We start from the raw sequence: 25,870 nt of genomic DNA on the forward strand, positions 1-25,870 counted from the left end.
GCCTGCATCTCGGGGACCGCCCGGTGCACGTCCTGCGGCCGCCCCCACAAGGTCCCCGACCAGTCGCGGCCCGCCGTCCCGGGCCGCGAAATCCCCCACTGCTGTGCGGTGAGGACAGCAACCGATGCCGCCGGGGCACCCACCACCCCAGGGCCGAACCCGCGGCCGGCCGGCCCGTTTCCTCACCCGGTTGACGGGCCTACCCCCTGCCCACGTGCGCGCTGCGCACCGCCTGCCGCCCTCCACTCCCGCTACCGGCAAGCGGTCCGCGGCGCTGCGGGAAGCCGTCGCAAGCACAGCGTGGGCGACACCACCGCCAGGCGCTGTCGCTTAGCTTGGTGACATGCCATCCGCCGAGCCGGCCCACGACCCAGCGGCGGCGTGGGACATCGCCACCCCGTCACGGCCCTGCCTGCTGCCAGGGCTCGGCATGGCCGGATTCCGCGCCCGCGGCACGGACACCGTCGACCTCGGCATGGTCCCGAACCCGGCCGTCACCGTGGTCGTCAACCTCGGCGACGAACTGCTCGTCCTCGACGGCGTCAGTGGCCGCCAGCACCAGGACAGCGTCGTCGTCGCACTGGCGCCCAGCGGCGTCCGAGGAGGCGGACGCCACATCGAGTGCCTGCAGATCCGCCTGTCACCGGTGGCCGCCCACACGGTGCTGGGCCCCTCCTGGCAACGGGACGCGACGGTGGTCTGCCTGGAGGACCTCTGGGGCCACGACGCCCGGCGGACCCAGGAGCAACTGCGCGCCGCCGGCTCTTGGGACGAACGGTTCGCGATCGCCCAGACGGCCCTCCTACGACGACACGAGACAGGCCGGGCGATCGATCCCGAGGTCGCCTTCGCCTGGGAACAGATGGTGAGGCACCTGGGAGCAGTCCGGGTCGAGCACCTGGCAGTCGAGGCCGGCTGGAGCCGCAAGCGGCTGTGGTCCCGCTTCCGCGACCAGATGGGCCTCAACCCCAAGCGCGCCGCTCAGCTCGTCCGTTTCGACCACGCCGCCCACCGGCTGGCCGCGGGCCGCAGCGCCGCACGGGTGGCGGCGGAACTCGGCTACGCCGACCAGTCCCACCTCCACCGGGACGTCATGGCCTTCACCGGTGTGACGCCTGCGGCGGTCGCGGCCGCGCCCTGGCTCGCGATCGACAACGTCGCGTGGACCACCCCCGAACACCCCCCAGCCGCCACCCGGCGGCGCCCGCCCGGCAGGCGCCAGAGCCCGCGCACCGGCCGCGGCGGAACATTTCTACAAGACGCCCGCCAGCTGAGCTTGTAAGGCTTGCGCGTATGTCCAACAGCAGCCACAACCCCCCACCGCCGCTCCTTCGGTGGCCGCGCTACGGCGTTGACGCCCCTCCGCTGCCGGCGCTGCTCGGCGCCGCCGGCACCGCCTGCCTGCTGGCCGCCGGCCGGCGAGGGCCGGGACGAAAAACGATGGCCACCGCGGGGACGGTACTGCTCGCCAACACCGGCATCTATCTGCACACCACACTCCACGGCAAGCGGCGCGTCTGGCGGCGGGAACTGGACAACGCCCGCCTGAAGGGCGACGAGCGGCTGCTGGACCTGGGCTGCGGCCGCGGAGCGGTACTGATCGAGGCGGCCAGACGGCTGCCGAGGGGACGCGCCGTGGGCGTGGACCTGTGGTCGAAGGACCAGAGCGGCAACCGGCCCGAGGCCACGCTCGCCAACGCCGCCGCGGCAGGAGTCGCCGACCGGGTCGACGTCCATACGGCCGACATGACCGCCCTGCCGTTCGCGGACGGCTCCTTCGACATCGTGACCAGCGCGCTGGCGATCCACAACATCCCCTCCAGCCAGGGGCGCTACCGCGCCGTGGACGAGGCCATGCGAGTGCTCCGCCCGGGCGGCCACCTGCTCATCGCCGACTTCTGGCCCATGGCCAAGAAGTACGCCGCCCACATGGGGCACGGCACGCTGCGCGGACTCGGCCCCGGGTACTGGTACGGCGGCCCGTGGCTCGGCATCACCCTGCTGCACGCCGTCAAAGAGCACTGACCACGCCGCAACCAGCTCCCGGTAACCGCGCCGCCCCCCCCCGAGGACGGACCGGACCCACCCGCCCCACCCACCCCACCCGCGCCCCCGACGACCCGGTGTGCCCTACCCTGCGCCACCTCCCACGGCACCGGCCTCCCACGAAGCCTCAGCCGCCCGTTCACCCGAATCCCGGCCCCGGCCCCGGCCCAAGTCCCGGCTCGGGCCCCGGCCCAGGCCCCGGTCCAAGTCCCGGTCCCGGTCCAGGCCCCGGTCCAAGTCCCGGCCCAAGTCCAGGTCCCGGTCCGGCTCACGGTGAGCGGTCGGCCGGGGCACAAGTGAGGTTCAGTGAACCCAGTTCCCGCACTGCGCGGGGAAGACGACGGCACCCGGCCTGCAGTGGCGGTCCTGCGGTGCCGCGCCGCGAAGACGCAGACATGCCTCCCCGACGGCATCGTCGTACGGATACTCCGGCACCACGCGGGCCACCGGCACGATGTCACCCGCGTGGTGAAGCTCTCCAGCCGGCCCGGAGGAGGCGATCACCCCGCCCAGGGCCCCCAACGCGATCACATCGCCGCCGTCCGGGACGGCTTCCCGTACCTCGAACCGCCAGTGCTCGTCGCATTCCGCCAGCAGGAGCCTGCCGCGCTTTCCCAGCCCCCGCAGGCAGGTGCGCCGCCCACGGATCAACTCGGCCGGCGCAGCACAGGGGAGTGGCGGCTCCGCCGGCGGTGGTGACACGGTTGAAGCCGGCGAACGGCGCGGAAGCCATCATGTCGGACAGCAGGGACAGAGCTGACTGCCTGGCGTGGACGAAGTCCCCCTCGGCGATCCGCAGCAGGAACGGCGCGGCGGTCACCGCGGCCGGGAAGACAGCCCCCATGTGCCCCCACAGCAGGGCACTGCCGGCCAAGGACGACGTCGCGGCGGCCACTGCGGGAAGGGTGCGCGCAGTGGCGAGAGCCCGAAGCCCCGGACCAGGGCTGGGCAGGTCGAACCACTGGGGCGCCTCCCGCCCGACCCGCGGCACACGCAACCTGGGCGCAGGAATCGCCGCCCAGTCCACAGCGTCTATCTCCTCCACCAGCACCACGGCATGATCGCAGCAGGCACCGACGAACAAGCCCCGCAGCCCCCGCCGCAAAGACACACACCCGCGGCCCCGCCACCCCCGCGGCAAAGACGCACACCGAAGAGAGCGTCTGAGCCGGCAGCACAGGCGGGGCTCCGGCCGGAGGTTCGCAAGGCGCCCCCTGCATCGGCCGCCCCCCTGCACCGGCCGCGACCGTTATGGCGTGTTGATGTCGATGACGCGCCACAGGGAGCCGATGCGGTCGACGCGGAGCCAGGTGTAGCCCTGCTCGCAGTCGATGTCGACACGGACGGAGTCCGCAGTGTCCTGCGGGTCACCACCGGTCTTGTAGCTGTCCGGCGAGTCGACGCACGCGCGCTGAGTGAAGACGTACCGCTCGTCCGCTGCGAGCTCGGTGAACGCCGCGGCGCACGAGCCGCCCGGGACGACGGAACGGAGCCGGGCGTCGGCCAGCCCGCAGGCCAGTTCGGCCTGGCCTCGGGCAAGAGCCTGAGCGAACTGCTGCGCGGCATCGCGGGCGGTGAGCGCCGGCTTCAGCACCGAAGGCGATGCCGGCGCCACCGTGGCTCCCCCCGAGGCGGACGCGGAAGACGCCGGCGCCGCACCGGAAGAACGAGGGCCCGTGGGACCGGCGCATCCTGCGACAGCGAGCAGTAACACCACCACCGTGATGGCCGGACGGGAGGAACGTTTGATGATCACCTGCACAGCCTAGGCCGCACATGGCGCGCCCCCACCGGGCCTCAGCCGCCGCAGTCTGACGGCCGCCGGGCCCGGCCGTCTTGACGCCGCCAGGTCCACAACGGCCGTACCGTCCGCAGCAGTCGGGAACGCCATGCCGCCGCCGAAGCTCTTGTGCTTGGGGGAGAACCACAGGCCGTTGCCGTTCCCCACAACCCCTGCCAGCCGGCCCGGGTCGACAATGACGCTCGACGACGCTCCTGCTGTGGAAGACCTTGTGGCACTCGGGGACTCGGTCGGCCTCGCGCTTCTCACGGTCCTCGACTCGCTGCGCCCTGACGAACGACTGGCGTTCGTGCTGCACGACGTGTTCGCCGTAGCAACTGCTCGAACCGACCGTCGCGGGCCGCGGCCAGGAAGGCTTGGACCACCTCGCGTTGTGGTCGTCCGGCGCGGGCAGGGGTGACGATGACGGATCAGCGTCCCCCTTTTTTCGCAGCAGAAAGGGCCTTCCCGCAAGAAGGCCCTTTCTGAAAAAAGAGACAGCGTCAGTGCTTGAAAGCGTCCTTGGCCTTCTCCTTGGCCTCGCGGGCGTCCCCGGTGCTCTTTTCCGCCTGACCCTCTGCGGCCATACGGTCGTTGCCGAGGGCACTTCCCAGGGTCTCCTTGGTCTTGCCCTTGGCCTGCTCGGTCTTCGCCTTGGCCTTCTCGTCGGCAGTCATGGAACACGCCTCCTCGTAGCTTCGAGCCGCTGTCGCGGTAACCGGCTCGTGCCCCTCGCTTCCCTTCATAAACAAGACCGCTTGTGGGGAATGCAGGGGCCATGACAGGGAAGACGGAGCCTCAGGAGGTTGATAAATATGGTTCCCCTGTTGCTCGTTCTGCTGCTCGCGGTCATCCTTTTCGGTGCTGGTTTCGCCGTCAAGATCCTGTGGTGGGTGGCCCTTGCCGTCCTGGTGCTGTGGCTGCTCGGTTTCGTCATGCGCTCCACGTCTGCCGGCGGTGGCCGCGGACGCTGGTATCGATGGTGACCTGACGCCGCACCCCAGGCCCCGACGCAGGGCCCGGCCGTAACCGGCCGGGCCCTGCGGGCATGTTCGACACGCAAGCACACCCACTCAATCCCCTTGCGACGCTTCCCGGCGGGGCTCAAGACCTGCGAGCGGTGCAAGGGCGAAACCTGCGCACCAGGTGCGGACCGGGCCCCTTCACTCCGCACTGCAACACCTGGACTCTGGCCCCGGCCCGCATGTCCGGAGCATGGCCGTCGAACTCGTCGGCAAGTTCGCCCACACCGATGCCCGCACCGTCGCCGCCTTGCAAACCTGCCACGCCCAAGACGCAAGCCCGGCAGTCCGCAAGAAGGCGGGCTGGTACCTGCCCGGCGGCACCATCGACGAACGAACCGCCCCACGCAGTCTCAGGTGACGGGACAGCCCTCGGCGCGACAGGAAACCAGCGTGGCAGGAAACCAGCGTGGCAGGAAACCAGCGCGACAGGAAACCAGCGTGGCAGGGAAGCCGCGCGGCCTCCTGCCGTGTCCCCGCCTCTGACCTCACCCGGCGCCGCTCGTGTCGGGCCGGGCGGAGGAAGGGGGTTCGAAGCAAGCGGTGACGTCTTTGCCGCGAGGGCACTGACGGGCCTCCCAGGCATCGGCGACGGCCTCGACCAGGAACAGCCCCCGTCCTCCCAGGGCTTGATCACCGGCGTGGCGCTGCTCGGGCAGCCGGGTCGAGGCATCATGCACGGTCACGTGCAGGCACCGCTCGTCCCAGGTCAGGACGAGCTGCGCGTTGCTGCGGGCGTGGACGTGCGCGTTGGTGACCAGCTCGGACACGGCCAGAACAACCGAGTCCACCAGATCCGGTGCCGTCCGGTCCCAGCCGAGGGAGGCCAGGTGCACACGCGTCCAGTCCCTGGCCGCCTTCACGCCGCTGCTGATCGGCAGAGACCGAGCCCATCCCACAGCCCTCAGTGATGAATTTTGCGCCACTGTCCCTCCTCCGGACGGCCACTGTGCCTCTCCCGTCTTCCCGGCAAGCGGCGGATACAACATGAACAGACGGTGCTGCTCCCCGACAGCGCCATGCCCGGCGCCCGCGTCCAGGCTCAAGGCCCCGGGGAAACGGAGCGTCGGCCGGCACTCCGCTCCCCGGCGGCCCTGTTTCCGGGCAACGGCGCCGCGCACCGGCCCGGGCTGGTGCACGGCGCCGCGCCACCCAGGGGCCGGGCCCCATGGGAAGGAGTCGCCGCGGCAGGCCGGTCCGGGACGCGGCGGGAACGGGACCGGCGTGGCGCAGATGGCCGGCCAGGGGCTCTCCCCGGCCGGTGCCGGTGCCGGTGCCGGTGCTGGTGTGCGGGGTGTGCGGCGGGCGCGGGTGCGGCACCGGTGGGCGGGCGCAGAACAGTTGGGCCGGATGCCGCGTCCGGGTGCGCGTCGTGTCCGCCTCGTCACAAGATCCTGACCATGCGGATGCTCACGGTGACCCCGTCCTGTCGTCGGCCGGTACGGCGCGGCGGTGTGCGTCATGCCATAGCCGCGGCCCTCGCCTGTGGCGTCCTGCTGGCCGGTGCCACGGCCTGCGGCCAGGGAGCGCAGCGGAAGATCTCCGTCGGCGCACCCGGCGCGGCGTCCGCCTATCCCGGTCAGGGCGTGGGCAGTCCCCTTCCGGGCGTCGGGGAGCGGATGTGGAGCCAGGTGCCGGCCGGTACCGGGCAGGTGGTGGTCGTCTACGGCGAGCGCCCTGATTCCCCCGACAGCCTGGTCGTGCTCTATCAGAAGCGGGATGCGACGTGGGTGCGGACGGCGAGCTGGCCCGCACACAACGGCAGGCTGGGCTGGACGGAGGATCACCGCATCGACGACGAGCACAGTCCCGTCGGCGTGTTCACGCTCACCGACGCGGGAGGCACGCTCGCCGATCCCGGGAGCCGGCTGAGGTACTGGCACGACGACCACGCCTACGCGACCATGCTGTCCCCCGAGCAGGCCCACGCCCATGACTTCGATTACGTCATCGCCATCGACTACAACCGGCTCAAGGGTGTTCCGCCGTTCGACTGGAGCCGCCCGGAGGGGGTGGAGAGGGGCGGCGGGATATGGCTCCACTCGGACCACGGCGACGGCACCTCGGCATGCGTCACCGTCCCCGAGCCCGGCATGAAGACCCTGCTGCGCACCCTGGACCCGGCGCAGCAGCCCGTCGTGGTGATGGGCGACCGCGCACGCCTGGAGTCCTGAAAGCCCCGGGGGAGCCCGGCGAACCTGCCCCGGCGAGCCCGGCGAGCCCGGCGAACCTGGCCCGGGAGCCCGGCGAACCTGGTCCGGGCCGGTGCGCGCCGTGACCCGTCCGTGGCGGGACGTGTCGTTTTCGTGGTCGGTCGTCAAGGGTTCCAGGAGGGCTCCCGGCCCCGCCCGGGGGCCGGTGAGAGCCCGGCAGAGGGCGAATTTCCCCGCGAAACGGGTGACGCGGCCCATAGGGGCCATGTCACGTCCTAAGCGGGACCGTAGAGCCGCACTGCGGCAACCAGCACCCAGAGCCACTAAATGACCGATTTGGGCTAATTCTCCTACGTGGGATAGTACGTCACATTCTTGCCCTGGTCTGGTCGGGTCGCTAACCATGTTGGTCGTTGCCGCAAGCCGCAGGGCCGACCGGGCGTCGATCGCCTCGCACCCCGCGCCGTGCAGCACAGGGCCGCCCCGACGCCCTAGGCCGCGACCGGTACCACCGGCCGGCGCCTCGACAGACGTCTTACAGGAGAGACCCTTCCTCATGACCGCGATCACCGCCCCCCGCCGCCTTGCCCGCCTGCGCTCCCTCGCTCTGACCGGCATCGCCACGACCGGCGCCGCGGCCGCGGCCCTCACCCTGATGCCCGCCTCCGCGCACGCCGCCGAGGCACCGCAGAGCGCCCACAGCGTCACGGCCCCCGCGCAGGACAGCCACACCGGCACCGGCGGCGCGAACAGCCTCGACGCCTGGATCAAGAAGTCCCTGGCCATCATGAAGGCCCAGGGCATCCCCGGCAGCTACGAGGGCCTGCACCGCAACATCATGCGCGAGTCCGGCGGCAACCCCAACGCCCAGAACAACTGGGACGTCAACGCGCAGAAGGGCAGCCCCTCCAAGGGCCTGCTGCAGGTGATCGACCCCACCTTCAACGCCTACCACGTCGCCGGGACCGCCCACAGCGCCACCGACCCGGTCGCCAACATCACCGCGGCCGCCAACTACGCCGCGCACCGCTACGGCTCCATCGACAACGTCAACTCCGCGTACTGAGCCACCCCGCGTACTGAGCCACCCCCTCTGGCCGACGCGCCGGGCCGCTGTGACGATCCGCGGCCCGCGTCACGACAAGAGGCCGTCTCGGCCCCCTCATCACAGAGCGGCCAGCCCCCCACAGAGCGGCCAGCCCCCCCGCACCCCGGCCCGGCGCAGCGAACGACCAGCCCCTTGCGCCGGAGGGGCGGCGATGCAGGCCAGCAGCGCCTTCATCTCCGGAAAGCGGCAGTACGGGGTCCTGGCCACCAGCGACCGGCACAGTGACGCCCACCGCGCGACGAAGGCCCGGACCACTCGGCGAATGCCAGAGGGTCGTAGCGGCACAGTGATCAACTGGCAGTCACCAGAAGCTTGGCGAGCGCTCGGCCGGGGTTTCCCGGCCGGGCGTTTTTGCGTGGGCGACTGCTGAGCCCGGCGGCGAGGTCGTTCGGCTGTGCCGGGACGAGCCGGATCGCGACGATCGCGCGGTCCAGGCGGTGCGTCTCGGCTGCCGTCAGCTTCGCCAGCTGGCTCAGCGCGGGCTCCACCAGGACGGCCTGGGACCGCGCGGTGGGTGCTCAGGCGACAGGGGGCTGCTCGTCGGTGAGGCGCTCCAGGTGCGTGTCGCGGGCTTCCTCCCACAGAACGCCGGACTCCGCGGCCGGGTAGTGGAGCCTGCGCCGGAGTGACCAGGCCAGAAAGTGGTGCGGCACTCTGCCGGTGCCAGGTGTCCCGGGGCAGTGAGGCGGCCACGGTGGCGGCCTGGACACCGTGCGGTCCCGGGCCCAGTGCAGCATCGCGAGGGCCGACCGGGTGGGGATGGCGCGCTCTCGCCCGAGCCGGCTGATCCACCCGTCAATCCCTTTGCGCGACCGAACAGGTCGCCCCTAGCGTGCAAGCGCATAGGAACCGTGCGTCAGGGCAGCGCGCCACACGAATGAGGAGCAACCGCCGTGGGAACCATGGTCTCGGTCAGGGGCTGGCTGCAGTGTGACGACGGACAGCTGGCCCAGATCAGGGAGATCGTGGAAGCAGACGATCCGGAGCGCACCTACAGCGGGGGCTGGGCCTTCCCCGCTCGGCAGTACAACTACGTCAAGTGGGCCTTCTACGGGGGCGACATCCGCGCGGTGTCGCTCGACTGGTTCGAGGAGAGGTTGCGTCAGATCGCCCGGATCCCGGCCTCCTCTCAGGATGAAGAGTACGACGAGAGGCCCCGGGGGCTGTTTCTGGTCACCCACGACGTCGACGGCATGAGCGAGTGGAGGGTCCACAACGGCAGCCTGGTGATCGGCCTGCCGGATGGGGATTACCGCTACCTCGACGCCTAGCCGGGTCACGAAGTCGCACCGGAGTACCAGCCCACCGCATGCCTGTCACGACCTGCTGAACCCGTCCGCGCTGCTTGAGCCGTCACGGGGCCGGGCGGGAACGGCATCGCGCGGCTGGCACGACGCTAGCTCGACTCTCATGAGAGTCCTCTCACCGAGAGCCGGGTGGTTGATCAGGCGGCCGGCAGTACGCGCTTGCGTAGCAGACTGGAACCGGATCGGCCGAACATCTGGCGCTTGAGCATCGCACCCGGGGGCAGCCCCCGCTGCCCCGGTTGTGCCCTTGCCGCCCTGTCCACGGCCCGAACGGCCCTCCTAAAGTCGTCTCCTTGCCGTACCACGAGGATTGCGTGTCAAGGGGAGTCAGTTATGCGCAAGCACGAGCATGAGGAGCTGCTGGAGGGCCGGCAGGGACACGGCTCCCGGCGCCCCGGCTCCCCTGCCTCCTCGTCGCTGACAGCCCCCCCGGCCGGTGGCCTGATGGGCCGCCTTCAGCAGTCGGTCGGCAACGATGTCGCCCGCCGCATGCTCGCCGACCGGGCACTTCCCCTGCAACGCATGCCGAGCACCTCCGCACCGGCTCAGCAGGAAGCGGGGGAGCAGGCCCAGGACCCCAACACCACGGTGCTCAGCGGGCACGGCCGATTCGGTGACAACCAGCGCCTGCCCAAGTTCCCCGGCACCCGCAGCCGCGCCCTGAAGGCCACCTTCACCGTGCCGGAGGGAATCGAGCTCATCGTGTACGCCCCGCCAGGCGCCTGGCTGGAGAACGAGGTCGCCAAGCTCGTGGAGTCCGGTAACCCGCCGGGCGCCGACGACCTGGAACTCGTCGGCAGCAACAACAAGCGCAAGCCCATGCCCGAGGGCTACCCGAAGACCTTCGGCGCGGGCGAGGAGGTCATCAACTACAAGCTGATGCCCCTGGACGCCAAGCACCTGGCCGAGGGCGCGACCTCGGTCGACACCGGGACGCTGAGCGAGAAGGTCGCTGAACTGGCCGCGGCCCGCGAGCAGCAGGCACAGGAGGACGCGTCGCCGCTCATCGTCCACTACGCGTGCTGCGGCGTCGGCTCCTCCAGCAACCCGGAGATCGACCAGCTCTTCGAGCACCGCAACTACACGGTGATGCTCCGCACCACCCCCAGGACCCCGACCCCGGAGCCGGAGCCCGCCAAGCGCCGCCGAAAGAAGTAGCACCCCACGTGCGCAAGGCCGCAGGAAGAAGTAGCGCCACGCGGGCGGAAGGCCGGAGCGCAGAAAGCTTCCACGCCACCTGCGCCGGCCCCCGCCGCCGTCTCCACCCGGCCTGATCCAGGCGCAAGACGCCGGCCGAAGACGCCGGCCGAAGACGCCGAGGGCGGTGTCCGGCCCGGGCGACGGCGCGGGCCCGCGCGGCCTCCGCCCGGGAACTGCCAGCGGACACAGACCGGCCCCTGCTGCCGGGACACGGCAGCAGGATCAACCCGGCGGCCCCTTTCGCCACGGCCATCGGGCGAGCCGCGGGACGGCCTCGGCTGCGACCCACTCCATCGCCTCCCAGGCGCAGGCCCCCGCAGCCGGTGGTTCCGCTTGCGCCCACCTCACCGCCACGATACGAGGACCGCGCGCCTCTCCAGCTCCACGTCGGCGGCGGGCAGTTGCGCGGCGCGACAGGCAAAGCATGCCGCGAACGCCCAGGTGTTACGGGACATGACGGGGGTGACACAGGCCAAGGCCGCTGCAACCGCCATGCCTTGCGGGCACCGGTCGGGTAGCGTGCGGGACATGTCGAGTCCTGAGCCGGACAGGGCGGAGGCTACCGGTCACGCCGTCAGCCCCTGAACCACCGAACTCCTTGAGCCCTCTCGTCGCGTCGCATTCTTCTGCGGCCGATCGTCCTGGTAGGAAGAGCCCTATGGAAGACCACTTCGGCGCGGTCATCCGGGGGTTCCGGTTGCGCGCGGGGCTGACCCAGGAAGCCCTGGCCGAGCGGTCGGGTGTTTCGGTCAGCACGATCCGCGGCATGGAGAGGGGCACCCGCCGCAACCCGCAGCTCGCCTCGGTGCGCCAGCTGATCGCCGCACTCGACCTGCGGCCGGCCGAACAGGAGGAACTGCTGGCCGCGGCGGGCGCGGCCGAACCCCCGGCGATCCCGGTACCGCGCCAGCTGCCTGCCCCACCCGCGCCGTTCGTGGGCCGCCGCGACGAACTGGACCGGCTGGACGCCATGGTGCGGGCCGGTTCGGGCACGGCGAGCACCGTGGTCATCTCCGCGATCGCCGGCGCCGGCGGGGTGGGCAAGTCATGGCTCGCGCTGCACTGGGCCCACCGCAACGCCGACCGGTTCCCCGACGGGCAACTCTTCGTCGACTTAGGCGGCTTCAGCCCCGACAGCGAGCCGATGGACCCGGCTGTGGCAGTCCGCGGATTCCTGGACGCGCTGGGCGTCGAGCCCGGCCGCATCCCCCTCGCCCCGCACGCGCAGGCGGCGTTGTTCCGCAGCCTGGTGGCGGACAAGCGGATGCTGCTGCTGCTCGACAACGTTGCCGACACCGCCCAGATCGTCCCGCTGCTGCCGGGCGGCGGCACCTGCACCGTGGCGGTCACCAGCCGCAACCGGCTGTCGGGCCTGATCACCGGACACGGCGCGCACCACCTGTTCGTGGACACCCTCACCGACCCGGAAGCCCGCAACCTGCTCGCCGCCCGCCTCGGCACCGCACGCATCGAGGCCGAAGCCGCCGCGGTGGACGAACTCGTCAGCCGGTGCGGCGGATTCGCGCTGGCCCTGAGCATCATCGCCGGCCGCGCCCACACCCACCCGCACCTGTCCCTGGCCGACCTCGCCGACGAACTGCACGATGACGCACTCGACGTACTCGACGACGCCGACCCCGCCGCAAGCCTGCCCGCCGTGCTCTCGTTGTCCCACCGCGCGTTGAGCGACGAGGAAGCCGAGGTGTTCGGGCTGCTCGCGCTCGCGCCCGGACCCGACATCGGCCTGGCCGCCGCCAGCAGCCTCACCGGCCGCAGCCCAAGCCGGACCAGGACCATGCTGCGCAGGCTGGAACAGGCGTCGCTCATCGCCCAGGACGCCCCCGGCCGCTACCGCATGCACGACCTGATACGCCGTTACGCAACCACCGCCCACCACCTGGCCGACGACACCCGAAAGGCAGCGCTGCGGCGCGTGCTCGACTTCTACACGCACACCGCGTACGGCGCCGACCGCCTCCTGGATTCCCACCGCGAACCCATCGAGCTCACCCCGCCGGCACCCGCCTGCCACCCCCAGGCGCTGCCCGACATCCCAGCGGCGATGGACTGGTTCGACACCGAGCACCGCAATCTGCTCGCCGCCCAGCGCACCGCTGCCGCCCACGCATCGCACCGCACGGCCTGGCAGCTGGCCTGGACGCTGTACAACTTCCACTACCGGCGAGGACACCGACACGACCAGCTCGCCGTATGGCGGATCGCGGTCGATTCCGCGGGCCGACTGCCCGATCCGGGCGCCCAGATCCTCACCTATCGCCTCCTTGGCCGCGCCCACGTCGTGCTCGGCCACCATCAGGAGGCGATCAAAGCTCTGAACCAGGCTCTCGCCCTGAGCGAGCAACTGAACGACCGTGCCCTGCAGGCCCAGGCGCACTACACGCTCGCTTCGATCTGGCCGGACGGCCGGCGCGCTCTGGAGCATGCCCGACGCGCCCTGGACCTCTACCGCGGCCTCGACCAGCCGATCGCGCAAGCCAACGCGCTCAACGCCGTGGGCTGGTACGCCGCGCTCCTGGGCGACCATGACGACACCGCCCGCGAGCACTGCCAGGCCGCTCTGGCCCTCTACGAGCACCACCAGGACGTGAACGGCCAGGCGCAGACCCGCGACAGCCTCGGCTACATCGAGCACCACAGCGGCCACCACCACGACGCCGTCCAGCACTATCGCCGCGCCATCAGCCTCTACCGCGACCTGGACAACACCTACGAAGCCGCCGACACCCTCGGCCGGCTCGGTCACACCCACGCCGCCCTGGGATGCCACGAGCAGGCCCGTGCGGTCTGGCTCGAAGCACGGCGGCTGTACCGGCACCAAGGACGTGACCAGGAGGCCGAGCAGGTGCAGCGACACCTCGACGGCCTCGGCGAAGAAGACGCCCCGGACAGCGCCCCCTGACGTCACTCAGGGGCACGCGCCGCAAACACTCGACTGCGACGCGCGAACGATGCCCCCGCACCCACCCCAGGCAACCCGGCCGGCCGCACGCAGATCACGGCGCGCCCGCAGGCCGAACCGGCCGAACCGGCCGGACCGGCCGAACGCCTCGAGCGCATGCACGACGAATTCCTCACCGGCGCCGTGGCCGGCCAGGCCCGGTGACCCCACCGGCGCGGTGGCCGGCCAGGCCCGGTGACCTCCCGCGCCAGGCGGTCCGCGGCCTTCGGCCGGGGTATGCCGCGACCAGCGGACCGGTCATAAGTGAACGGTTCGTGAGCTGTTCGCCCGCACCACGCGCCAGCACGATGGTGCAGGACAGCGCGGTCAGCGCTTCACGACGGACCGCCCGGGCTCGACCAGCGGACCACGCCGGGTGAGCTCCTACCGGGCCTCAACCGATCACCAGAGCCTCAGGGCTTGACTAGGGGGAACGAAAGATGCGCATGAACAAGAAGGCCGCGGCCACGGTCTCGGCATTGATGATGAGCACAGGACTGCTGACCATGTCCGCGGCCACCACCGCCAGCGCCGCGGACGGCTGCAGCACCAGCGTGGTGACGGGGACCGCCCGCTCGGCGACCGGGGGCAGGGGCCAGCTTTTCGAGCTGAGGTACAACGGCTCGGGGACCAACACCTGTGCCTGGGGCCGGGTCACCAACGGCTCTCCCGGCATGCACGTCTGGGTGGACCGCAGCAGCGACGGGGGCCGCACCTGGGAGCCGCAGCTGGGCTGGCGGCAGATCGACGCCGGCACCAGTGTCCACACCGAAGCGTGGCGTGACCGAAACGGCCAGCTGATGCGGGCCTGTGGTGACTCCGGCTACGGCACAGCGATCACCTGCACCGGCTGGTACTAGGGTCTGCCGGGAGAACGCCGGTCGCAGCCCCTCTGCGCGGACTGCGACCGGCACCGCCGGCTTGTGCCGGACGGCGCGCCTGCCGCGGTCTGAGCAATCGAAGGATGACCGCATGGGGCCGATCCATGGCATGAATGTCCCGCTTTGGCTTATATTTCCATGGTTTGATGTCGTGCCTCGGGTAGGTAGTGGATCTCCCTGACCCAGGAGCCCTCGTGCCTTGTCGTCGCGCCCGGGGTGCCCGTCCGTGCTGTGGCAGCATGCACCGCCGTAGCCTGCGCCGTGCTCACTTTCGGCGTGCCCTCGGGCGAGGCGGCCGCCGCCGGACCACCTGCGCACACAGCAACGGCTGAGCCTGCCCGCCCACAACGGTGACGTGCTCAGCTCGCGGCCGGGCGTCTTCTACCTGGATCCGCTCAAAGCGTTCAAGGCCAACGCGAGCGTGCACCGGACCATGTACCGCACCACCGACCGCGCGGGTAAGGCCATCGCCGTCACCGGCACCATGCTCGCCCCCAGAACCTCGCAGCACGGCCCACGCCCGATCATCGCCTTCGCCCCCGGCACCCAGGGTCTGGCGGACAGGTGCGCCCCCTCCCGCCGGCTGGCCGAAGGCACCGAGTACGAGGCACTGCCTCTCAAGAAACTCCTCGATCAGGGCTATGCCGTGGTGGTGACCGACTATCAGGGCATCGGCACACCCGGAGCCCACACGTACATGCCTCGCAGGGCGGCGGCGCGGCGGCGTCCGCCGCCGAACCGGCCCCCTCCTGCGCGCCCGAACTGAAAGTCAAGGGTGCCGGACCGAGGCCACCAGCGGCGAGGGTCTGCCCTGGCTCGCGGGCCGCTTCGCCGGCCGGACCGCGCCGAGCACCTGCTGACCTCGGTGACGGGCGGATGCGCGGCGTCAGGGGACCGCCCCGTCAAGCGGGGAGGTGTCGGCGGTCAGGCGGATGCGGGTGACGACGTCCTGGGCTGCCCTGTTGAAGGAGAGGATGCGGGCTGTGGTGGCCGGGGTGGGGGAGGCGAGCCAGGTGGAGATCCACTCCAGGGGCGGTGCGTCGCTGATGGGGATGTAGGTGACGTCGGAGCGGGAGTAGTAGCGGACGGCCTGGGCGCCCACCACGAAGGCGCCCTGGCCGGCAGCGATCAGGAGCAGTGCCTCGTGGAAGGTCCCGAACTCGGGACCGCGTTCGATGGGCTTGCCGGCGGGGGTCAGCAGGGGTGTGCGTGCTGTGCGCCAGTAGTCGGGAACTGTCCGGGCCGCCTGCAAAAGCCTGACCGCGGCGAGATCCTCCAGGGACACGGCCTTGCGGCCGGCCAGGGGGTGACGGGAGGACACCGCCAGCATCCGGGGTTCGCTGAACAGGACCGGGCCGTTGAGCATCCCCGGTTCCTGGTGGGGCAGGGAGACGATCAGCACCTCCACGTCCCCGTCGTGCAGCCGGGGGAACGCGTCGATGATCTGCAGTTCCCTGGGCAGGATGCGGGAGCCGGGATTGCGCCGGGCGTACAACTGGGCGGTCTCGAAGACCAGCTGGCCCGAGGCGGCGCCGACGAAGCCGACCCGCAGGACGCTGTCGACACCCCGCGCGGTGTTGATCGCTCTCTCCAGCGCGGCCTCGATCTGCCGGCAGGCCGGAAGAAGATCGTCGTGAAGCTGCTGCCCGGCCTCGGTGAGGCGGACCTGGCGGCTGGTGCGTTCGAACAGCGCTGTCCCCACGCGGCGTTCCAGCTTCTTGATGGTCTGGCTGATCCGGCCGGTCGTCAGGTGCAGGCGTTCGGCGGTGCGGCCGAAGTGCAATTCCTCGGCCAGCGTCAAGAACGCCTCCAGCTCCAGCCGCTCCAGCACTGTTCCCCCGATCATTGAGCCTGGCTAAACAAGCGTTCCACTATGTCACCTTGTTGACGTCCCCACCGCGTTGCAGGGTTGGTCCGCACGCAAGTTGACCGCCTTCGCCCCCCAGGACAACGACATGTCCCCCCTGCCACGCACCCCTACGCCGGCGTTCGCCATGACCGCCCCGGTCAGCACGGTGACGCCCACCCGTGGCCGTGGCCACGCCGTCGTCCGCGCCCGGTACCCGCGCTGAGCACACCGGACATCACGCGAAGCACAACCTGCAGCCGCACGGGCCCCGGCGCAGCCGAGGCCCTGGCGCACGCACCCGCACACGCACACGGCTTGAGACGAGTCGTCTCGGCCGATTTGGGAGATTCCATGACCCGCACCACCACCTCGGACCGCCTCTGGTTCGTCACCGGCGCCTCCAGCGGCATCGGCCTCGCCCTCACCCGCGCCGCCCTGGCCGCCGGTGACCGGGTCATCGGGGCGGCCCGCCGGATCGAGCCGCTCACCGCGCTCGTCGCCGAGCACCCCGGACGACTTGACGCCCTGCCCCTCGACGTCACCGACCGCAGGGCGGTGTTCGCCGCCGTGGACCGGGCCACCCAGGCGCACGGCCGGCTCGACGTGGTCGTCAACAACGCCGGCATCATGGGCAGCGGCACCGTCGAGGAATTCACCGAGACCGGCGCCCGCGCCCAGCTGGAAACCAACTTCTTCGGCGCGCTCTGGGTCACCCAGGCCGTCCTGCCCCACCTGCGCCGCCAGGGCGGAGGCCGGCTCATACAGATCAGCAGCATCGGCGGCGTCATCGGTTTCGCGACCACCGGGCTGTACAGCGCCAGCAAGTGGGCGCTGGAGGGAATGTCCGAGGCACTCGCCCAGGAGGTCGCACCCTTCGGCGTCAAGGTCAGCATCGTCGAACCCGGCGGATACACCACCGGCCTGTACACGTCCATGCGCACCGAACCCGCCCACCCGGCCTACGAACCCCTGCACACCGCGCTCGCCCAGATGTGGGGCGACGCCGAGGACGCCGACCCGGCCGGAGCAGCAAAGGCCCTGCTCACCCTCGCCGACAGCGACGATCCGCCGTTGCGGCTGATCCTCGGCAGCGCCATGTACGACGTCGCCCAGCAGGCCGCCGACAGCCGCAAAGCGATCTGGGCCTCCTGGGAGGAAGCCAGCCGCGCCGCAGGCTGACAACGAGCAACCCGCGCCCGCCCTGTTCACCTGAAGTGCCCGCACCGCCGCCGAGACGCCGCCACCCGCACGCCGGCCGGAAACCAGCTCACCTCCGCAGCCGCCTCCCGGGCCCACGCACGCCCCCCGCCTCAGGCACCCGGCACCCCGCCCCCTCAGGCGCCCAGCCCCCCCGGCCACCTCAGGCACCCCGCGCTCCCTCAGGCACCCGCCTGCGCCCCCTCCGGTACTCCGCCTGCGCCGCCTCAGGCATCCCGTCCCCGGCGCCCCCCTTTTTTGTCTCCCGCGACCAGGAGAAGACCATGAACACCCCTGCCCTGTCGTCAGCACCGGGCATGCGGACAGCCACCTGGCTCACCGCCCTGGCCCCGGCCATCTGGGGCTCCACCTACCTCGTCACCACCCAACTCCTGCCACCGGACCGGCCCTTGCTGGCCGCGGTGCTGCGGGCTCTGCCCGCCGGGCTGCTCCTGCTGCTCATCACCCGGCGACTGCCGCGGGGCGACTGGTGGTGGAAGTCCGTGGTCCTCGGCGCGTTGAACATCGGCGTCTTCTTCGCCCTGCTCTTCATCGCCGCCTACCGGCTGCCGGGCGGAGTCGCCGCCACCGTCGGGTCCGTCCAGCCGCTGCTGGTGGCGGGCCTGTCCGCCGCCCTGCTCGGCCAGCGTCCGACCCTACGGACCCTGCTGGCCTGCGTGACAGGCATGGCGGGCGTCGCCATGCTGGTGCTCCGCGCCGACGCCCGGCTGGACGCGCTCGGGATCGCCGCCGCCCTGGGCGGTGCGGTCGTCATGGCGAGCGGAGTCGTCCTCAGCAAGCGCTGGACCTCCCCGGCTCCGCTGCTGGCGACCACCGGATGGCAACTGGTCGCCGGCGGTCTGCTCCTGCTGCCGGTGGCCCTGTTCGTCGAAGGGCCCCCGCCGGCCACCCTGAGCATCGACAACCTGGTCGGCTATGTTTACCTGAGCGTGATCGGCGCCGCGCTCGCCTACACCCTGTGGTTCCGCGGCATCAGAACACTCTCCCCGACCAAGGTCACCTTCCTCGGCCTGCTCAGCCCCCTGGTCGCCGCCAGTCTGGGGTGGATCGCCCTGGGACAACAGCTCACCGTGCCGCAGCTGCTGGGCGGCGCACTCACCCTGGCCGCGGTGACACTCGCCCAGCTTCACCCCTCCCGACCCGCCCCGTCCCGTGCACCGGCCGGACGTCCCGCGTCCCCGGTCCCGGCCGGCCAGACCCGCATCCACTGAGGAGAAACCGCATCATGCGCATCACCGTCTTCGGAGCCGGCGGAGCCGCCGGCAGCCGGATCGTCGCCGAAGCCATCGACCGCAACCACCAGGTCACCGCCGTCGCCCGCGACGCGGCCCGCTTCACGGCCCTCCATCCCGGCGCCCGACACGTCGTCGGGGACGCCCTGAACCCCGACACCGTCGCCGCGCTGAGCAGCGGGCAGGACCTGGTGATCAGCGCCACCCGGCCGGCGCCCGGACAGGAACAGGACCTCCCGGACACCGCCCGCGCCTTGCTGGCCGGCCTCTCCCGCACCGGCGTCCGGCTGATCCTGCTCGGGGGCGCCGGGAGCCTGCGCCTGCCGGGCGAGGGGGAACGCACGGTAGTGCAAGACCCGGGCTTCCCAGCCGACTGGCGGCCGATCGCCCTGGCCTGCAACGAACAACTGGCGGTCTGCCAGGCCGATGAGCACGTCGACTGGGCGTACCTCAGCCCGGCCGCCGTCCTGGAACCGGGCAGACGCACCGGCACCTACCGGGTCGGCACCGACGAACTCCTGGTGGACGCCGACGGCAACTCCACCATCTCCATGGAAGACCTCGCCGTGGCCGTACTGGACGAGGCAGAACACCCCACACACCACCGCGCACGCTTCACCGTCGGCTACTGAGCCTTCCCGGCGCTGCCGCTCAACGACGAGGAGCGCGACGGAGCCTGACACCATCTCAGGCCGGCTCGACCTCCGCGATCCCCTCCTTCCGTGTCCATGGCGCCGCGCACACCCGCGACTCGACGACATCAGCGTCGCCCCGGTCCTGATCGGCGCCGGACACCGGCTCTTCGGGGAGCTGCTGGAGGACGTCCCGCTGCGCCTGGACTCGGCCGCCGACGTCGGCGGCTTCGCCCAGCTGCGCTACACCGTGGAGAAGTAACGGCACGCCCGGGGCAACCGCCCGCGCAGAGCACCGCAACTGCCGGACGAACCCGTTATAGCCGTCGCCAGCAGACGGCCGGTGCCCGGGGGCCCTGCGCCCACTGCCCGAGCTGCCCGGGGGCCTGCGCACGCTGCGTGATCCGGGCGTGCCCCGAGGGCGAGGAGCGTGCGCGGGCCCGCGCGAGCGCGCGGCAGCGGATCAAGAGGTGCCGGCGCGTACGGCGGTGGTCGCCAGAGTGGTGTACTGCATCGTGAAGCGGCCGCCCAGAGCGTCGATGGCATGGCCGACCGCGCCCAGTATCCCGGCCAGCTGATCAGGGCGAAGCCGGGTGAGGCCGCCGGTGGTGGGGAGCAGGTCCAGCCATTGCTCGCGCGTGTAGGACTGCTCCCGGCGCGGCTGCGGCAAGCCATGCCGGGAGGCGGCATCGCGATCCTCGCCCAGGTCACGACCGCGGTCTGCGCATATCTGGCCGACGAGCGCGCAAGGGGCCGTATCTCGGCCGACGCCGACATCGACTCACTCACCCTCTCCCTGGTCGGAGGCGGGCACCTGCTGTTCGCGGACCGCGACCCCGACCCACCGACCACGGCCACCGTCAACAGACTGGTGACCACGGTGCTCGCCGACGTCGTGCAACGGCGCCCCCGCTGAACCCGACGCGCAGCCCGCAACGGCCCGCGCCGAGAAGGCCGCCGACGCCGGTCTCCCTCCCCTCCACCGGTGACTGCACCCCCAACCGGCGAGAGCTGGATTGACCACCGGCGCATGTGGCCGCTTCACGGTCAACGGCAAGACCTGCTCCGGGCAGTACGGTCGCACCGACCGGAGCGACCTCATCCGCCCCGGTGGCACCGGCGCACTGCCCTTCAAGCACTGGTGGACGCCGACGAGAGCGGCTGCAGCACCTGCGCCGAGATACCCCAAGTCCGGGGCCGTCACCGCCCGGCCAGGGCGCGAACTGCCCTCTGAACGGCGGGCAGTGCTACTCCCGCGGATCGTTATTTCTTCTTCTTGGCCTTGGCCTTGGCCTTGGCCTTTGCCTGAGGCTTTGTCTTCCCGGCCTTGTGGGACCGTTCGCCGGACGCCTGCGTCTGCGGCTCGGCGTGCGATTGCGGCAGGTGCGGCTTCCCGCCCCGATCCTCCGATGCGCCACCCGCGGTGGAAGGTGGCGGGGGAGAAGCAGGGTCATGGGCGGCTGTGCCGGCGACCTGCTCCCGGCTCGGGGCGACGAAGGACGAGCCGGAGCTGTGACCGGAAGCGCGGGCCGGAAGCTGTCCGGCCGAGGCATCGCGGGTGGTGGATGCCGCAGCCACAGTCGTCGCCTTCCTCTCCGGAGCGGGCGTGCCCGGGGAATCTGCTTCCGGGTGGGGACTACTGGCGGCCCGTGCCGTCTTGTCGCCGTTTGCCTGGTGCGCGGAGCCGTCGGAGAGGGCGAGAGTGCCGGCCATGGCAGCGGCCAGCGCGGCTGCTCCACCGACGACCAGGAGGCGTCCACGGCCGGGCGCGGTCCGCGACGGGGCCGCACCCGCGGTGTGCAACGCACGGGGGTGCGTGAAGTCGGCCCTCCCGGGGGCCTCCCTGCGCGTCAGGCTCGTGACGCCGGCTGCGGAGGAGACGGCCTGACGACCGCTCGTGCCGGCCAGGGCGGTCAGTGTCCGGGCGCAGTCGTGCGCCGATGGGCGGGCCGACCCCTCCAGGGCGGTCATGTCCCGCAGAAGGGCTGCCAGCCGCTCGGGCAGGAAGCCAGGCAGTTCGGGCCGGCGGTGGAGCCGCGCGATCGCGGCCTCCAGGGGACCACCGTCGTATTCGAGCCTGCTGGTGATGCATTCGAGGAGCACCAGCCCAAGGGCGTAAACGTCGGCGGGCGGGCCGACAGGCTGGCCGAGCACCTGCTCGGGGGAGAGGTAGGCGGCCGTACCGACGAGTGCGCCGGTAGCGGTGCGGGTGGTGGAGTCCAGCAGCCGGGAGATGCCGAAATCGGTCAGGTGGGGGCGGCCGGACATGTCCAGGATGATGTTCGAGGGCTTGACGTCGCGGTGAACGATCCCTGCCTCGTGCGCGTGGGCCAGAGCCCGGGCGAGGTCCGCACCGATGTCGGCGGTCTCGCCGGGTGCCAGGGGACGCGTGGCGATGCGCTCCTTGAGCGTAGGGCCTTCGATCAGCTCCATGACCAGATACGCGCGGCCGTTGTGCCGTCCGGCGTCGTAGACGGTGACCAGGCCGGGGTGCTGCAACCGGGCCAGGATCACCGCCTCGTGGTCGAAGCGTTCCTCCGTGTCGATCTCGGCGCCGGCACGGAAAACCTTGACCGCCACCGCTCGCTTCAGACGCAGGTCGAAGCCGCGGTGGACATCGCCGGCGCCACCTGAACCGATGACCGAGTCCAGGCGATACCGCCCGGCCAGCACTTCCGTCGAACACCGCGACAGTGCCAAAGCCGACTGGCGGAGCCTCATGTCTTCTCCCACTGCTTCAACGGGTACCCATACAGACGCTCATCAGGAGGGCGCCGCACCCGCGTACCCATCAAAGCCCCGAGTACCCCCATAACGCCCGCGGTGTGCCGCGCGAGTGCGCTCTCCACCACCGACCCGGCGACACCGCCTGCGATGTGCTGCGCCTTCGAGCAACTCCATGACCGCGCCATGCCCTCGCAGCCCCCACCTCGCAATGATCCCTGAAGACGCGAGGCGCGAGGCGCGAGACGCGAGGATCACCGCTGAGCCCGCTCTCGCCGGCGCCGGGGTGACCGAAGAGGCGAGGGTGAGGGCCCAGGGTCAGCCGGCGGAGGCGAGCGTGAGGGCCCAGGGTCAGCCGGCGGAGGCGTGCGCCGCTGCAACCACGCCGGCGGGACAAGGCTCGGCGGCCGGCTCCGGACGATCCAAGGGCGCCGACTCCGGCCGGGCGCCCACGGAGTCCAGGCGGAGCATGGCCGCCTCGTCCGGGGTGCCGGGAGCCGCCTGGTAGACCACCATGCGCTGGCCGCCCGTCCGGGCCAGCTGCATGACCTCGTAGGTCAGGGTCATCGGTCCGACCTGCGGATGCTGGAAGGACTTCTGCCCGCCGCCGCGTTCGCAGACGTCGTAACGCTCCCAAAGCCGCGCGAACTCCGCGGACTTCAGCACCAGTTCACCGACGAGCGCGGTCAGCTCGGGGTCGTCAGGATCGGCTCCGGCGACCGCCCGCAGATGCGCCACCGAAAGCGCGACCGTCTCCTCCCACGGCTGATAAAGCGTCCGGCCGACCGGGTGGAGGAAGAGATAGCGGGTCAGATTGCGCTGGTCCTGCGGCCAGTCCCACAGTCCCGGCAGCAGCCGCCGGCCCGGCGGGTTCGCGGCCAGCACGCGGTTGTAGCGGCTCACCACATAGGCGGGCAGCGGACGCACCGACTCCAGCATCCGCAGCACCGAGTCGCGAACGGTGTGCTCGGAGGAGGCGGGCAGCTCACCGACCCGGCCGGAGGCCAACTCCACCAGCTCGTACAGGCGTTCATAAGCATCACCGCGCAGCCGCAGGGCGCGACCGAGGGCGTCCACGACGGCGGGGGAGGGGTTCGTCTCCCGGCCACGCTCCAGGCGGATGTAGTAGTCGACGCTCACTCCGGCCAGCGCGGCCAGCTCTTCCCTGCGCAGTCCAGGAGTACGGCGCAGTCCCGCACCGGCCGGAAGGCCGACATCCTCCGGACGGACCTGCGCCCTACGGGCCTTCAGATATCTGCCGAGCTCGGAGCCCCGTGCGTCTGCTGCTGCCATTCGACCCATTGTGGCAGGTGGACCCGGCACGTGGGGGGCCCTGTCAGGACCTGGAACACCGCACCCCGGGAACAGCCCGGTCTGCCAAGCAGCCACCCAAGGCCGCAGAGTTGGTCCCGCAGCGGGCGGCCCGGCCACCGGGGCCCAGGGAGTGCGAGACACAGGACCGCGACCCCGACGGCCGGAGCCGCCCGCCCATCGAGCACCGACCCCGACAGGCCGGAGCCGCCCGCCCATCGAGCACCGACCCCGACAGGCCGGAGCCGCCCGCCCATCGATCACCAGCCATCCACTCACCCCCCCCGCCCTGGAGCCCACCTTGCGATCCACCCCCGTCTCCTCCACGCCCCCCTCCACCGCACCCGCCCACGAACACCGTCAGCAGCCGTCACCGTCCACACGCCTGCGACGACACCCACACCGGTTGCGACCAGCCGCACCGCCCGCCGACGCCCCCACCGAGCCGCAACGCGGCGCCGCCGCACTGGTCGCTTCGCTGCTCGGCTTCACCGTGATCACCATCGACGTCTCGGCCGTGAACATCGCCCTGCCCGCGATAGGCAACTCCCTCACCGCCGGCATGACCGGACTGCAATGGGTGGTGGACGCCTACACCCTGATGTTCGCCGCCCTGATGCTCTCCGCCGGCGCCCTCGCCGACCGTGCGGGCGCCCGCCGCGCCTACGCCTGGGGCGTGGCCCTGTTCACCCTCGCCTCCCTCGGCTGCGCACTGGCACCCGGCATCGGCACACTGGTCGGCGCGCGGGTGGCGCAGGGCGGCGCCGCCGCGATCGTGATGCCGGCCTCGCTGGCTCTGATCCGGCAAGCCTACGACGACGCCCGGGCACGGGCCCGCGCCATCGCACTGTGGACGGTCGGCGGTTCACTGGCGATGGCCGCAGGCCCCGTGCTGGGCGGGCTGCTCACCGAGACGGCCGGCTGGCGGGCGGTCTTCCTGCTCAACCTCCCGGTGGGCGCGGTGATCCTCGGCCTGCTGGTCCGGGTGCCGCGCTCCGCGCGCAGGCCCGCCGCGGTGGACGGCGCCGGCCAGCTCACCGCCGTACTGGCCCTGGCCGGACTGGCCTTCGCCGTGATCGAGGGCGGCCACCTGGGCTGGACCAGCGGCCCCGTCCTGGCCGCCGCCGCCCTCGCCATCGCCTCCGGATGCGCCTTCCGCGCGGTGGAGGCCCGGCACCGCCAGCCCATGGTCCCGCTGGGCATGCTGGCAGACCGCCGGGTGAGCGTCCCGCTGGCGGTCGGATTCGCCGTCAACGCGGCCTTCTACGGCGGCATCTTCCTCCTCGGCCTGTACTACCAGCAGCTGCGCGGGATGTCGGGGATCACAGCCGGGCTGATGTTCATCCCCATGTCAGCGGTGGTGACGGCGACCAACCTGGTCTCACCCCGACTGGCGGAGCGGATCGGGCGGCGACCGGTGATCGTCGCCGGCCAGCTGATCTTCACCGGAGCGATGCTGGCCATGCTGCCGCTGGCCGCGCACACCCCCGTGTGGCTGGTGCTGGTCCTGCTGCTGCCGCTGAGCATCGGCGGGGCACTCGTCGTACCCGCGCTGACCGCACTGCTGATGGACGCCGTCCCAGGAGAGCGCGCGGGCACCGCCTCGGGGCTGCTCAACTCGTTCCGCCAGACCGGCGGTGCGCTCGCCGTCGCCCTCTTCGGCAGCCTGCTCTCCGGCCCCCACGCAGACTTCTCCCTGCCGGGCATGCGCATCGGTCTCCTCACCGTCGCCGCTCTGCTCATCGCCACCACCGCCCTGTCCCGCCTCCTGCTGCCCCGCGCCTGACCCAACGAGAGGGCGTCGCCCCGACGGAGGCCGTGGGCATAGGGGCGCGTGCGGACGAGCAAGCAGGCCGGTGGGACGCCGAGGCCCCTCGGGCCGCTACGGCGGCTGACGATGCCGGCCGCGGACGCCTCATGGGGTGTCCGGCATGACAAGCTGTGATCTCCACTGTCCGAACCCAGGAGGTCACCATGGCCGCAGAGTCTGCATCACACGAAGGTTCGGAGTCGGCTGACGTCGAGGCCCCTTCCCTCTCGCCCGACGATGACGGCCAGGACGACCTGAAGCGCAAGTTCCGTGAGGCCCTGGCGCGCAAGCGCGGTATGCAGGCGGACTCCGCCGAACTCGCCGCGAACACCGACGCGTCAAAGGTCCGCGGCGCGCACGGCCCGGCGTCGAACCAGCGGTCCTTCCGACGCAAGAGCGGCGGCTGAGTCCAGAGCAGCCGCCAGCGGCCGGACACGGTCGGGGGATCTGACAGACGCCCGAGTGGGACGGCTGCGGCCGTTCCCCTCGGCCTGTAAGGGGAGCCAGCGGTCCTTACTGCCCCGTCCCGGCGATCCGATACGGGGTGATTTAGCCCGTAACTTAGCTCTGGCTTAGCTCCACATTTATGGTCAAACTTAGCTCCACACTTATTGCCGTAGGCGTCCATCGCGCTGCCA

At 71.5% G+C, this 25,870-nt stretch carries 25 protein-coding genes and 3 pseudogenes; 18 read left to right on the forward strand and 10 right to left on the reverse strand.

The window, feature by feature from the left end; genetic code table 11:
* Positions 1 to 343: 343 nt before the first annotated feature.
* Positions 344 to 1,282: a helix-turn-helix domain-containing protein gene (locus ACIGYR_RS17120; RefSeq protein ID WP_399600083.1), complete on the forward strand. Its 939-nt coding sequence runs from the start codon at positions 344 to 346 to the stop codon at positions 1,280 to 1,282.
* Positions 1,283 to 1,293: 11 nt separating this feature from the next.
* Positions 1,294 to 2,025: a class I SAM-dependent methyltransferase gene (locus ACIGYR_RS17125; protein WP_399600086.1), complete on the forward strand. Its 732-nt coding sequence runs from the start codon at positions 1,294 to 1,296 to the stop codon at positions 2,023 to 2,025.
* Positions 2,026 to 2,349: 324 nt separating this feature from the next.
* Here ACIGYR_RS17125 and ACIGYR_RS17130 read toward each other — a convergent pair whose 3' ends face one another.
* Together ACIGYR_RS17130 and ACIGYR_RS17135 are read right to left on the reverse strand one after the other, a co-directional pair.
* A complete protein-coding gene (locus ACIGYR_RS17130) occupies positions 2,350 to 2,697 on the reverse strand; it encodes a hypothetical protein (RefSeq protein ID WP_399600088.1) in 348 nt (115 codons plus the stop codon).
* A gap of 598 nt (positions 2,698 to 3,295) precedes the next feature.
* Positions 3,296 to 3,661, reverse strand: coding sequence for a hypothetical protein (locus tag ACIGYR_RS17135; protein ID WP_391836793.1), 366 nt, complete (start codon positions 3,659 to 3,661; stop codon positions 3,296 to 3,298).
* A gap of 364 nt (positions 3,662 to 4,025) precedes the next feature.
* On the opposite strand from ACIGYR_RS17135, the pseudogene ACIGYR_RS17140 reads away from it, so the two are divergent.
* Positions 4,026 to 4,160 (forward strand): annotated as a pseudogene (locus ACIGYR_RS17140) (RNA polymerase subunit sigma-70); the annotation flags it as partial.
* Positions 4,161 to 4,329: 169 nt separating this feature from the next.
* Here the strand turns inward: ACIGYR_RS17140 and ACIGYR_RS17145 are convergent.
* Complete coding sequence (locus ACIGYR_RS17145) at positions 4,330 to 4,503, reverse strand: CsbD family protein (RefSeq protein WP_399600090.1); 174 nt, start codon at positions 4,501 to 4,503, stop codon at positions 4,330 to 4,332.
* Positions 4,504 to 4,641: 138 nt separating this feature from the next.
* Between ACIGYR_RS17145 and ACIGYR_RS17150 the strand changes: the two genes are divergently transcribed.
* Positions 4,642 to 4,812, forward strand: a complete 171-nt coding sequence (locus ACIGYR_RS17150; protein ID WP_345046227.1) for a hydrophobic protein — start codon at positions 4,642 to 4,644, stop codon at positions 4,810 to 4,812.
* A 229-nt stretch (positions 4,813 to 5,041) separates the two neighbouring features.
* Positions 5,042 to 5,209, forward strand: a complete 168-nt coding sequence (locus tag ACIGYR_RS17155) for a hypothetical protein (protein WP_399600092.1) — start codon at positions 5,042 to 5,044, stop codon at positions 5,207 to 5,209.
* 127 nt (positions 5,210 to 5,336) lie between these two features.
* Here the strand turns inward: ACIGYR_RS17155 and ACIGYR_RS17160 are convergent, their stop codons facing one another.
* Positions 5,337 to 5,774 (reverse strand): ATP-binding protein, encoded by a 438-nt coding sequence (locus ACIGYR_RS17160; protein ID WP_399600094.1) that lies wholly within the window; start codon positions 5,772 to 5,774, stop codon positions 5,337 to 5,339.
* Positions 5,775 to 6,248: 474 nt separating this feature from the next.
* On the opposite strand from ACIGYR_RS17160, the gene ACIGYR_RS17165 reads away from it, so the two are divergent.
* Together ACIGYR_RS17165 and ACIGYR_RS17170 are read left to right on the forward strand one after the other, a co-directional pair.
* Entirely contained in the window at positions 6,249 to 7,022 is a 774-nt protein-coding gene (locus ACIGYR_RS17165) for a hypothetical protein (RefSeq protein WP_399600096.1), read from the forward strand.
* 535 nt (positions 7,023 to 7,557) lie between these two features.
* On the forward strand, positions 7,558 to 8,067 hold the full coding sequence (locus ACIGYR_RS17170; RefSeq protein WP_391836790.1) for a transglycosylase SLT domain-containing protein: 510 nt from the start codon (positions 7,558 to 7,560) through the stop codon (positions 8,065 to 8,067).
* Between the two features lie 332 nt (positions 8,068 to 8,399).
* On the opposite strand, the gene ACIGYR_RS17175 is transcribed toward ACIGYR_RS17170, so the two are convergent.
* The gene (locus ACIGYR_RS17175; protein WP_399600099.1) at positions 8,400 to 8,597 is read right to left on the reverse strand and encodes a hypothetical protein; all 198 of its coding nucleotides are present in this window, start codon (positions 8,595 to 8,597) and stop codon (positions 8,400 to 8,402) included.
* Between the two features lie 414 nt (positions 8,598 to 9,011).
* On the opposite strand from ACIGYR_RS17175, the gene ACIGYR_RS17180 reads away from it, so the two are divergent.
* From ACIGYR_RS17180 to ACIGYR_RS17200, 5 genes are all read left to right on the forward strand, one after another.
* On the forward strand, positions 9,012 to 9,380 hold the full coding sequence (locus ACIGYR_RS17180; protein ID WP_399600257.1) for a hypothetical protein: 369 nt from the start codon (positions 9,012 to 9,014) through the stop codon (positions 9,378 to 9,380).
* A gap of 369 nt (positions 9,381 to 9,749) precedes the next feature.
* Positions 9,750 to 10,574, forward strand: a complete 825-nt coding sequence (locus ACIGYR_RS17185) for a putative adhesin (protein ID WP_391836786.1) — start codon at positions 9,750 to 9,752, stop codon at positions 10,572 to 10,574.
* A gap of 700 nt (positions 10,575 to 11,274) precedes the next feature.
* On the forward strand, positions 11,275 to 13,536 hold the full coding sequence (locus ACIGYR_RS17190; protein ID WP_399600102.1) for an ATP-binding protein: 2,262 nt from the start codon (positions 11,275 to 11,277) through the stop codon (positions 13,534 to 13,536).
* 479 nt (positions 13,537 to 14,015) lie between these two features.
* A complete protein-coding gene (locus ACIGYR_RS17195; protein ID WP_399600104.1) occupies positions 14,016 to 14,435 on the forward strand; it encodes a glycosyl hydrolase in 420 nt (139 codons plus the stop codon).
* Positions 14,436 to 14,811: 376 nt separating this feature from the next.
* The gene (locus tag ACIGYR_RS17200; RefSeq protein WP_399600107.1) at positions 14,812 to 15,222 is read left to right on the forward strand and encodes a hypothetical protein; all 411 of its coding nucleotides are present in this window, start codon (positions 14,812 to 14,814) and stop codon (positions 15,220 to 15,222) included.
* Between the two features lie 120 nt (positions 15,223 to 15,342).
* Here the strand turns inward: ACIGYR_RS17200 and ACIGYR_RS17205 are convergent, their stop codons facing one another.
* Complete coding sequence (locus tag ACIGYR_RS17205; RefSeq protein ID WP_399600108.1) at positions 15,343 to 16,302, reverse strand: LysR family transcriptional regulator; 960 nt, start codon at positions 16,300 to 16,302, stop codon at positions 15,343 to 15,345.
* Positions 16,303 to 16,656: 354 nt separating this feature from the next.
* Here ACIGYR_RS17205 and ACIGYR_RS17210 point away from each other — a divergent pair, with 354 nt between their 5' ends.
* The 3 genes from ACIGYR_RS17210 (at position 16,657) to ACIGYR_RS17220 (ending at position 19,387) form a co-directional block, all read left to right on the forward strand.
* Positions 16,657 to 17,484 carry an SDR family NAD(P)-dependent oxidoreductase gene (locus ACIGYR_RS17210; protein WP_391836780.1) on the forward strand — a complete coding sequence of 276 codons (828 nt, stop codon included), beginning with the start codon at positions 16,657 to 16,659 and terminating at the stop codon, positions 17,482 to 17,484.
* Positions 17,485 to 17,786: 302 nt separating this feature from the next.
* On the forward strand, positions 17,787 to 18,734 hold the full coding sequence (locus ACIGYR_RS17215; protein ID WP_399600111.1) for an EamA family transporter: 948 nt from the start codon (positions 17,787 to 17,789) through the stop codon (positions 18,732 to 18,734).
* Between the two features lie 14 nt (positions 18,735 to 18,748).
* The gene (locus ACIGYR_RS17220; RefSeq protein WP_391836778.1) at positions 18,749 to 19,387 is read left to right on the forward strand and encodes an NAD(P)-dependent oxidoreductase; all 639 of its coding nucleotides are present in this window, start codon (positions 18,749 to 18,751) and stop codon (positions 19,385 to 19,387) included.
* Between the two features lie 55 nt (positions 19,388 to 19,442).
* Here ACIGYR_RS17220 and ACIGYR_RS17225 read toward each other — a convergent pair whose 3' ends face one another.
* Both ACIGYR_RS17225 and ACIGYR_RS17230 read right to left on the reverse strand, forming a co-directional pair.
* A complete protein-coding gene (locus tag ACIGYR_RS17225; protein WP_399600114.1) occupies positions 19,443 to 19,655 on the reverse strand; it encodes a hypothetical protein in 213 nt (70 codons plus the stop codon).
* Positions 19,656 to 19,850: 195 nt separating this feature from the next.
* Positions 19,851 to 20,039: pseudogene (locus ACIGYR_RS17230) on the reverse strand (SAM-dependent methyltransferase); the annotation flags it as partial.
* Here ACIGYR_RS17230 and ACIGYR_RS17235 point away from each other — a divergent pair.
* Positions 20,037 to 20,303 (forward strand): annotated as a pseudogene (locus ACIGYR_RS17235) (TetR/AcrR family transcriptional regulator); the annotation flags it as partial. The pseudogenes ACIGYR_RS17230 and ACIGYR_RS17235 overlap by 3 nt on opposite strands.
* A gap of 347 nt (positions 20,304 to 20,650) precedes the next feature.
* Here the strand turns inward: ACIGYR_RS17235 and ACIGYR_RS17240 are convergent.
* On the reverse strand, positions 20,651 to 22,108 hold the full coding sequence (locus tag ACIGYR_RS17240; RefSeq protein WP_399600117.1) for a serine/threonine-protein kinase: 1,458 nt from the start codon (positions 22,106 to 22,108) through the stop codon (positions 20,651 to 20,653).
* A 354-nt stretch (positions 22,109 to 22,462) separates the two neighbouring features.
* Entirely contained in the window at positions 22,463 to 23,404 is a 942-nt protein-coding gene (locus ACIGYR_RS17245; RefSeq protein ID WP_399600120.1) for a helix-turn-helix domain-containing protein, read from the reverse strand.
* A 424-nt stretch (positions 23,405 to 23,828) separates the two neighbouring features.
* On the opposite strand from ACIGYR_RS17245, the gene ACIGYR_RS17250 reads away from it, so the two are divergent.
* Positions 23,829 to 25,208 (forward strand): MFS transporter, encoded by a 1,380-nt coding sequence (locus ACIGYR_RS17250; RefSeq protein WP_391836773.1) that lies wholly within the window; start codon positions 23,829 to 23,831, stop codon positions 25,206 to 25,208.
* A gap of 188 nt (positions 25,209 to 25,396) precedes the next feature.
* Positions 25,397 to 25,639 (forward strand): DUF5302 domain-containing protein, encoded by a 243-nt coding sequence (locus ACIGYR_RS17255; protein WP_399600123.1) that lies wholly within the window; start codon positions 25,397 to 25,399, stop codon positions 25,637 to 25,639.
* Positions 25,640 to 25,870: the final 231 nt, after the last annotated feature.

Source organism: Streptomyces sp. NPDC053076 (assembly GCF_044546845.1).
GTDB lineage: Bacteria > Actinomycetota > Actinomycetes > Streptomycetales > Streptomycetaceae > Streptomyces.